We start from the raw sequence: 10,000 nt of genomic DNA, 5'->3' as shown, positions 1-10,000 counted from the left end.
GTCAGATATTTTTATTCAAGGTGAAGTTTTACATTACCAAGGTGGTTCTCCGGTATTATTCGAGCACTTATTCTGGTTCTTAGGTCACCCTGAAGTTTACATCGTATTATTACCTGCTTTAGGTATTACTTCTGAAATTATTGCAACAAACTCTAGAAAACCAATTTTTGGTTACCGTGCGATGATTGCATCTATTTTAGCAATCGCATTCTTGTCAACTATTGTTTGGGGTCACCACATGTTCGTATCAGGTATGAATCCTTTCTTAGGTTCTGTATTTACTTTTACAACATTATTAATTGCAATTCCATCTGCAGTAAAAGCATTTAACTATATTACTACATTATGGAGAGGTAACTTACAATTAAATCCAGCTATGTTATTCTCTATCGGATTAGTATCTACTTTCATCACTGGAGGTTTAACAGGTATTATTCTTGGAGATTCAACTTTGGATATTAACGTTCACGATACATATTTCGTAGTGGCTCACTTCCACTTAGTAATGGGTATCTCTGCATTATACGGATTCTTTGCTGGTGTTTACCACTGGTTCCCTAAAATGTTCGGAAGAATGTTAAACAAAAACTTAGGTTATGTTCACTTCTGGGTTACTGCTATTTGTGCTTACGGAGTTTTCTTCCCAATGCACTTTATTGGAATGGCTGGTTTACCAAGACGTTACTATACAAATACAGCTTTCCCATTATTTGATGAGTTAGCAGACGTAAACGTATTAATTACTATGTTTGCAATCGTTGGAGCTGCGTTCCAAATCGTATTCTTCTGGAACTTCTTCTACAGCATTTTCTACGGTAAGAAAGCAACTCAAAATCCATGGAAATCGAATACTTTAGAATGGACAACACCAGTGGAGCATATTCACGGTAACTGGCCTGGAGAAATTCCTGAAGTACACAGATGGCCTTATGATTACAGTAAACCAGGTCACGATGAAGATTTCGTTACTCAAGTTACACCAATGAAAGAAGGAGAAGAAGTTTTACATCACTAAGATTTTTTCCACTATATACAAACCTCTCCAATCGGAGAGGTTTTTGTTTTATAACTTTACTTATCTTTGCTTTTATGAACGATAATTTAAATCCCAATAAAGAATCCTATTCTCCGCAAGATATTGATATCGAAAAGGCATTACGCCCACTAAGTTTCGATGATTTTTCTGGACAAGAACAAGTTTTAGAAAACTTAATTGTTTTTGTACAAGCGGCTAATTTGCGAAAAGAAGCGTTAGATCATACTTTGTTTCATGGTCCTCCAGGTTTAGGAAAAACGACTTTAGCTAATATTTTAGCAAATGAATTAGGAGTAGGAATTAAAATTACTTCAGGTCCTGTTTTAGATAAGCCTGGAGATTTAGCCGGATTATTGACAAATCTTGAAGAAAGAGATGTTTTATTTATTGATGAAATTCACCGTTTAAGTCCAATTGTTGAAGAATATTTGTATTCGGCAATGGAGGATTTCAAGATTGATATTATGATTGAATCGGGTCCAAATGCCAGAACTGTTCAAATTAATTTGAATCCGTTTACTTTAGTTGGAGCAACAACACGTTCGGGTTTATTAACTGCTCCAATGCGCGCTCGTTTCGGAATTCAAAGTCGTTTACAATACTATAATACCGAATTATTAACCACAATTGTCCAACGTAGTTCATCCATTTTAAAGACGCCAATTACGATGGAAGCTGCGATAGAAATCGCGGGTAGAAGTAGAGGAACACCTCGTATTGCCAATGCTTTATTGCGTCGTGTGCGAGATTTTGCGCAAATCAAAGGTAACGGGAAAATCGATATCGAAATCGCAAAATTTGCATTAAAAGCATTAAATGTTGATGCACACGGATTAGACGAAATGGATAATAAAATTCTATCCACAATAATCGATAAATTCAAAGGAGGTCCAGTTGGTTTAACTACATTGGCAACAGCAGTTTCCGAAAGTGGCGAAACCATTGAAGAAGTATACGAACCTTTTTTAATTCAAGAAGGTTTTATTATGCGAACGCCTCGTGGAAGAGAAGTTACTGAAAAAGCTTACAAGCATTTAGGAAAAATTAAAAACAATATTCAAGGAGGACTTTTTTAGTTTGATTAACAACAAAGAAAAATACTCACAAATAATCAAAGCCGAATCCAAAAGACTCGGCTTTTTGTCATGCGGTATTTCCCAAGCTGGTTTTTTGGAAGAAGAAGCGCCACGATTAGAAAATTGGTTGAACAATCAAATGAACGGTCAAATGAGCTACATGGAAAACCATTTTGACAAACGTTTAGATCCAACGCTTTTGGTGGATGGAGCAAAAAGTGTAATATCCTTGCTGCTGAATTACTATCCTTCCGAACTTCAAAATGAGAATTCGTATAAAATTTCCAAATACGCTTACGGACAAGATTATCATCACGTAATTAAAGAGAAATTAAAAGAATTATTACATTTCATCCAAACTGAAATTGGCGAAGTTTCTGGAAGAGCTTTTGTGGATTCGGCACCCGTTTTGGATAAGGCTTGGGCAGCTAAAAGTGGCTTGGGTTGGGTTGGGAAAAATAGCAATCTCATCACGCAAAAAGTCGGTTCGTTTTATTTTATCGCCGAATTAATTATCGATTTGGATTTAGAAAATGACACACCAACAACCGATCATTGTGGAAGTTGTACCGCTTGTTTAGATGCTTGCCCAACAGAAGCTATTGTAGCGCCTTATGTGGTAGATGGAAGTAAATGTATTTCGTATTTCACGATTGAATTGAAAGACAATTTACCGGAAGAAATGAAAGGTAAATTTGACGATTGGATGTTTGGTTGCGATGTTTGTCAAGATGTTTGTCCTTGGAATCGATTCTCAAAACCTCATAATGAACCACTTTTTGAAGCAAATCCAGATATTTTGAATTTCTCAAAATCGGATTGGGAGGAAATTACAGTTGATGCTTTTCAAAAAGTATTTAAAAATTCAGCGGTTAAACGAACTAAATATGAAGGCTTACTTCGTAATATCAATTTCTTGAAGAAATAAAATGATATAGTCTTTTTCAGACAACAAATATTTACAATATCAAAACTTTACAGTAGTTTTGAACGTTATTAAAAAGAAAAAAATACAATTATGGCATCAGGATTTTTCGCAATCTTAGACGATATTGCTGCATTGATGGACGATGTAGCAATGACTAGTAAATTAGCAACCAAAAAAACAGCAGGAATTTTAGGAGATGACTTGGCGGTAAATGCTGAGAAAGCAACGGGTTTTTTAGCTTCAAGAGAAATTCCAGTGTTGTGGGCAATTACAAAAGGTTCGTTTATCAATAAATTGATTATTCTACCAGTTGTTTTTGTTTTGAATTGGTTGTATCCGCCTGCAATCAAAGCGGCTTTAATCATAGGAGGAGTTTATTTGGCTTATGAAGGTGTGGAAAAAATTATCGAATACTTTTTTCATCGCGCTAAAAAAAGTCAAGAAGTAATTGAAGAAAGTAAATTAGAAGAAGATGACGAAAATTCAGAAAAGGCAAAAGTAAGTTCGGCTATTAAAACCGATTTTATTTTATCTCTTGAAATTGTTATCATCGCTCTAGGAACGGCAATGGAAAAACAACATGATCTTATAACCCAAGTTATAAGTGTTAGTATTGTAGCTATTATAGCCACTATTGGAGTTTACGGAATCGTAGCTTTAATTGTAAGAATGGACGATGCTGGTTTTTATTTGATGCGAAAATCGGATAATAAGGGTTTTATGTCTTCTTTTGGAGAAACTCTAATCAAAGCTTTACCATTAGTAATTAAAGGACTTGCTGTGTTAGGGACGATTGCACTTATCCTAGTTTCGGGAGGAATTTTCATTCATAATATCGAATACATCCATCATTTAATTCCACATAGCATTCCATCAACAATAGCTGAATTTGGCGTTGGAATCTCATTTGGATTAGTAGCTGTTTTTTTGATGACAGGTTTTAAGAAGATGAAGGGATTGGTAAAGAAATAACTGTTTTTTGTTGTTTTATTTCTCAAAACTTTTTTCAAAAGAATGCCAAAATAATTTCTCATTTTATACGTATACCCTTATATTTGTAAGTTAGTAAAATAAAAAACCATGCATAAAGATAGTAAACGTAGAGAAGCCTTATTATATCACGCAAAACCTACACCTGGGAAAATTCAGGTAGTTCCAACCAAAAAATATGCAACACAAAGAGATTTAGCTTTGGCTTATTCTCCGGGAGTAGCAGAACCTTGTTTAGAAATTGAAAAAGACGTTAACAACGTTTATAAGTATACCGCAAAAGGAAATTTAGTAGCTGTAATCTCAAACGGAACTGCCGTTTTAGGTTTAGGAGATATCGGTCCAGAAGCTTCAAAACCTGTAATGGAAGGAAAAGGTTTGTTGTTCAAAATCTTCGCTGATATTGATGTATTCGATATCGAAGTAGGAACAAAAGACATCGAAGAATTCATTGCAACGGTTAAAAATATCGCTCCAACTTTTGGAGGAATTAACTTAGAAGACATCAAAGCACCAGAATCTTTTGAAATTGAAAGACGTTTGGTGGAAGAGTTGAATATTCCAGTAATGCACGATGACCAACACGGAACTGCAATTATTTCATCAGCCGCTTTATTGAATGCTGTGGAATTAGCAGGTAAGAAAATGGAAGAAGTGAAAATGGTCATTTCTGGAGCAGGTTCGGCTGCGATTGCTTGTGCTAATTTATATGTTTCTTTTGGTGTGAAACCTGAAAATGTTGTAATGTTCAACAGTAAAGGTGCCTTAAGAAAAGACGACCCAAGAGTTACCGATATGCAACGCCGTTATGCAACGGATAAACATTATGACGATTTAGCTCACGCGATGAAAGGTGCCGATGTATTTATCGGATTGTCTTCGGGAGATATCGTTACACCAGAAATGTTGTTAGGAATGGCTGATAATCCTATCGTTTTTGCGATGGCAAATCCTACGCCAGAAATCAATTATAATTTAGCAATTGATACGCGTAAAGATATCATTATGGCAACAGGCCGTTCTGATCATCCTAACCAAGTGAATAATGTATTAGGTTTCCCATTTATTTTTAGAGGTGCTTTAGATGTTAGAGCGACTAAAATTAATGAGGAAATGAAAAAAGCTGCTGTTATCGCTTTAGCGGAATTAGCAAAAGAATCAGTTCCAGAGCAAGTGAATATTGCTTATGGCGAAACCAAATTAACGTTTGGTCGCGATTATATCATTCCAAAACCTTTTGATCCAAGATTAATTGCAGCAGTTCCACCAGCCGTAGCCAAAGCCGCTATGGAATCAGGTGTGGCAACTGCACCAATTACGGATTGGGAAAAATACAAAGACGAATTATTAGAACGAATGGGTTCTGATAACAAAATGATTCGTCTGTTAACCAATAGAGCTAGAACGAATCCAAAACGTATCATTTTTGCGGAAGCAGATCAAATTGATGTGTTAAAAGCAGCGCAAATTGTACACGAAGAAGGTATTGGTTTCCCAATTTTATTAGGAAATCAAGAAATCATTAAAGAGTTAAAATCAGAAATTGGTTTCGATACCGAAGTGCCAATTTTTGATCCAAAAACAAAAGAATCGGAAGCAAAAAGATTAGAGTATGCTAATCATTTTTGGGAAACCAGAAAACGTAAAGGAATTACTTTGTTAGATGCTGAAAAATGGATGCGTGAGCGTAACTATTTCGGTTTAATGATGGTGAATACAGGTGAGGCAGATGCTATGGTAACAGGATATTCTAGAAGTTATCCAACCACTATTAAACCGGTAATGCAATTGATTGATAAAGCGTCAGGAGTTTCTAAGATTGCTACTACGAATATGATGATGACGGCAAGAGGTCCAATTTTCTTATCGGATACTGCAATCAATCCAAACCCTTCAGCTGAAGAATTGGCAAGAATCGCTTTAATGACAGCTAAAACAGTAAAAATGTTCGGAATGGAGCCAGTAATTGCAATGGTTTCGTATTCAAATTTTGGTTCTTCTCACAATGAAGGTGCTACTAAAATAAGCCAAGCCGTAGCCTATTTACATGAAAATTTCCCTGATTTAATCGTGGATGGAGAAATTCAAACCGATTTCGCATTGAATCCAGATATGCTAAAGAGCAAGTTTCCATTTTCGAAATTGGTAAATAAAAAAGTAAATACACTTATTTTTCCTAATTTAGACGCAGCAAACATCACGTATAAGCTATTGAAAGAGTTGAATAAGGCGGAATCAATTGGTCCAATTATTTTAGGATTAGACAAACCAGTTCACGTGTTCCAATTAGGTGCAAGTGTTGAAGAAATGGTAAATATGGCGGCAGTTGCTGTTGTAGATGCACAAGAAAAAAATAGAAAACAAAACAGATAATTGATATATGATAGCGCACATTCAAGGAAGATTAGTTGAAAAAACACCTACCGAAGTTGTAATTGATTGCAATGGTGTGGGCTATCATATTAATATTTCACTACACACTTTTTCATTAATTCCAGATTCTGAGAGTTTGAAATTATACACGTTTCTTCAAGTTAAAGAAGATTCGCATAGTTTGTTTGGATTTGTTGAAAAACAGGAAAGAGAACTTTTTAAGTTATTACTTTCGGTTTCAGGCGTTGGAGCTAGTACAGCTAGAACAATGTTGTCATCTTTAGCACCAGCTCAGATTATTCAGGCAATTGCGGCTAATGATGTGGCTACGATTCAATCTATGAAAGGGATTGGAGCTAAAACAGCCCAACGAATTATCTTAGATTTGAAAGAAAAAGTGTTAAAAGTGTATAATTTAGATGAAGTTTCTGTAGTTGAAAGCAATACAAATAAAGATGAAGCGTTATCTGCTTTAGAAGTTTTAGGATTTGCAAGAAAAGCAGCCGAAAAAGTAATCGACAAAATCATCAGAGAAACCCCAAATGCTACTGTTGAAAACTTAATAAAACAAGCTTTAAAAAATTTATAAAACTTGAAAAATAGAAATATAAAAGCAATAAATAAATTACAACATAGCCTTGCATTATTATGTATGCTTTTTTCTTTTTCACTACAAGCTCAGGTAGATGAAGAGGAAAAAGATTCTGTAAAAACAGGTGTTGATTTAGGGAAGTTAAATTTGCCTAATCCAGTTAGTATATTAGATAAATATACATATGATTCAGCATCTGATCGTTATATCTATACCAGTTCTGTAGACGGATTCAATATCAAATATCCGATGATACTTACGCCAAAGCAATACGAAGAATTAGTTCTGCGTGAGCAAATGCGTAAATATTATCAGGAAAAATCCGCTGCAATAGATGGTAAGAAAGCGGGCTCTGAAGAGGCAAAGAAGAATTTGTTGCCAAGATATTATGTGAATTCTAAGTTTTTTGAAACTATTTTTGGTGGTAATACAATTGATGTAAAACCTACTGGTTCTGTAGAGTTAGATCTAGGTATTCGTTTTACAAAACAAGATAACCCATCTTTTTCTCCTAGAAACAGAAAAACAACAAGTTTTGATTTTAATCAAAAAATTAGTGTTGGTTTACAAGGAAAAGTAGGAACACGTTTAAACGTCAATGTAAATTATGATACACAATCTACTTTTGCATTTCAAAATTTAATAAAATTAGAATACACCCCTACGGAAGATGATATAATCCAAAAAATTGAAGTGGGTAATGTTAGTTTTCCATTGTCAAATTCTTTAATTAGAGGTGCGCAAAGTTTATTTGGGGTTAAAGCCCAGTTACAATTTGGTAAGACCACAGTTACAGGAGTTTTTTCAGAACAAAAATCGCAAACTAAATCAGTAACAGCGCAAGGTGGAGGAACTCTCCAAGATTTTGAATTGTTTGCATTGGATTATGATGTAGATCGTCATTATTTCTTATCGCAATACTTTAGAGATAAATACGATAAGGCTTTGGAAACATTTCCTTATGTAAATTCCCGTGTTCAAATCAACAGAATAGAAGTCTGGATTACAAATAAGCAAAATAGAGTAAATTCAACAGAAAATAATTTAAGAAATATAGTAGCGCTACAAGATATTGGGGAAGGGCCATTAACCAATGTTTTGCCAGAAGAAACCGTTCATGTTAATACCACAGCCAATCCTACTTTCTATAATGTAGCGACTGATAACCCATCAAATAACGGAAATAACAAATTTGACCCAACAAATATTGGAAGTAATTTTTTGAATAGTTCTATTAGAGATGTTTCTACCGCGTCTAATGGTTTTAATATTCCAGGAATGGCTGAAGGAATTGACTTTGCTAAATTAGAAAATGCAAGGAAATTAACGTCTTCTGAATATACATTTCATCCACAGTTAGGTTATATTTCGCTTAATCAGCGTTTAGCTAATGACGAAGTTTTGGCAGTAGCTTATCAATATACAATTGGTGATCAGGTGTATCAAGTTGGGGAATTTGGAACAGATGGTGTTGATGCGACTAATGTAGATAACTCGGGAGTGCCTAGTTCTCAAGCTTTAATTTTGAAATTGTTAAAAAGTAATTTAACAATTGATAAATATCAAGTGGGAGGGGTTGGACCTTATTTTACTATGCCAACCTGGAACATTATGATGAAAAATATTTATCAAATTCCAGGAAGTTCTCAATTACAACAAGATGATTTTAAGTTAAATATTTTATACACAGATCCATCTCCTTTAAATTACATTACGCAATCTGGGGTTGATCCTTTGCCAGCGGATGTTGTCGAAACTCCTTTGCTTAAAGTGTTTGATTTAGATAAATTAAATTTCACCAATGACCCTCAAGAGGGGGGTGATGGTTTTTTTGATTTTTATCCAGGTTTAACAGTTGATGCTCAAAAAGGAAGGATTATTTTCTTAAAAGTGGAACCTTTTGGGAAACACCTATTTAATAAATTAGACGTTTCAACACTTGCTGAAAATTATGATGATCCTTTAACATATAATAGCAATCAAGCTAAGTATGTTTTTAGAAATTTATATAAAACAACACAAGCTGCTGCTTTACAAGAAAGTGCTAAAAATAAATTTCAATTAAAAGGGCGATTTAAATCTATGGGGGGCGATGGAATCTCAATAGGCGCTTTTAATGTGCCACAAGGTTCCGTTGTTGTAACTGCTGGAGGAAGAGTTTTGGTTGAAGGTGTTGACTATACAGTGAATTATCAAATGGGTAAAGTAAATATTCTAGATCCCTCTCTAGCTAGCACGCCTATTGAAGTTTCGGTAGAGAATAATTCTGTTTTTGGTCAGCAAACAAGAAGATTTTGGGGTTTCAATGTAGAACATAAGTTCAATGATAAGTTCTTGTTAGGCGCAACAATGTTAAACATGTCGGAGCGACCATTTACTACCAAATCAAATTATGGACAAGAATCGGTTAATAATACTATTTTTGGATTTAATGGAAATTACTCAACTGAAGTTCCTTTTTTAACAAGATTGGTTAATAAACTTCCAAATATTGATACCGATGTTCCTTCAAATATTTCTTTAAGAGGTGAAATTGCTTACTTAAAACCAGGAGCATCAAAAGCGGATCAATTTAATGGAGAACCTACATCTTACATAGATGATTTTGAAGGTTCGCAATCAACAATAGATATGAGAAGTCCACAAGCGTGGTCTTTAGCTAGTGTTCCATTAGAAGGAGATTTTGATGGTGATCCAACATCAAATGAATCTCCAGTTGATGTTTTGAGTGTAGGATACAAAAGAGCTAAAATGTCATGGTATACTATTGATCCTATTTTTTACATTCAGCCTCCTGCAGGAATATCTGATGCAGACTTATCTTTAAATAAAACAAGACGAATTTTTAGTAGAGAATTGTATCCGGTTACGGATATTGCTCAAGGACAATCAACTGTAATTAGTACTTTAGATTTAAGCTATTATCCAAAAGATAGAGGGCCTTATAATTATTACCCTGCTTTGGCAGCTACTAATCAATTTTCAGATCTTGAAGCTCCCGAAAA

At 34.6% G+C, this 10,000-nt stretch carries 7 protein-coding genes; all 7 read left to right on the top strand.

Going from position 1 to position 10,000, the window contains the following annotated elements:
• The coding region (locus LDL23_RS06645; protein ID WP_291265007.1) for a cbb3-type cytochrome c oxidase subunit I at nucleotides 1–1,015 on the top strand (1,015 nt) is incomplete at its 5' end.
• Between the two features lie 74 nt (nucleotides 1,016–1,089).
• A complete protein-coding gene (ruvB, locus tag LDL23_RS06640; RefSeq protein WP_291265006.1) occupies nucleotides 1,090–2,112 on the top strand; it encodes a Holliday junction branch migration DNA helicase RuvB in 1,023 nt (340 codons plus the stop codon).
• A 1-nt stretch (nucleotide 2,113) separates the two neighbouring features.
• The gene (queG, locus tag LDL23_RS06635; RefSeq protein WP_291265005.1) at nucleotides 2,114–3,040 is read left to right on the top strand and encodes a tRNA epoxyqueuosine(34) reductase QueG; all 927 of its coding nucleotides are present in this window, start codon (nucleotides 2,114–2,116) and stop codon (nucleotides 3,038–3,040) included.
• A gap of 90 nt (nucleotides 3,041–3,130) precedes the next feature.
• Entirely contained in the window at nucleotides 3,131–4,012 is an 882-nt protein-coding gene (locus tag LDL23_RS06630) for a DUF808 domain-containing protein (RefSeq protein ID WP_291265004.1), read from the top strand.
• A gap of 108 nt (nucleotides 4,013–4,120) precedes the next feature.
• Entirely contained in the window at nucleotides 4,121–6,403 is a 2,283-nt protein-coding gene (locus LDL23_RS06625; protein WP_291265003.1) for an NADP-dependent malic enzyme, read from the top strand.
• A gap of 7 nt (nucleotides 6,404–6,410) precedes the next feature.
• A complete protein-coding gene (gene ruvA / locus LDL23_RS06620) occupies nucleotides 6,411–6,992 on the top strand; it encodes a Holliday junction branch migration protein RuvA (RefSeq protein ID WP_026724354.1) in 582 nt (193 codons plus the stop codon).
• A gap of 63 nt (nucleotides 6,993–7,055) precedes the next feature.
• The coding region (sprA, locus tag LDL23_RS06615) for a cell surface protein SprA (RefSeq protein WP_291265002.1) at nucleotides 7,056–10,000 on the top strand (2,945 nt) is incomplete at its 3' end.

Source organism: Flavobacterium sp. (genome assembly GCF_020217025.1).
GTDB lineage: Bacteria > Bacteroidota > Bacteroidia > Flavobacteriales > Flavobacteriaceae > Flavobacterium.
The sequence above is the reverse complement of the archived record's forward strand: the minus strand, read 5'-3'. Positions and strand labels throughout refer to the sequence as shown.

What these genes read in the sequence shown, in the direction of transcription:
- ruvB (WP_291265006.1), top strand. Translation starts at nt 1,090, where the DNA reads ATGAACGATAATTTAAATCCCAATAAAGAATCCTATTCTCCGCAAGAT.
- LDL23_RS06630 (WP_291265004.1), top strand. Translation starts at nt 3,131, where the DNA reads ATGGCATCAGGATTTTTCGCAATCTTAGACGATATTGCTGCATTGATG.
- LDL23_RS06625 (WP_291265003.1), top strand. Translation starts at nt 4,121, where the DNA reads ATGCATAAAGATAGTAAACGTAGAGAAGCCTTATTATATCACGCAAAA.
- ruvA (WP_026724354.1), top strand. Translation starts at nt 6,411, where the DNA reads ATGATAGCGCACATTCAAGGAAGATTAGTTGAAAAAACACCTACCGAA.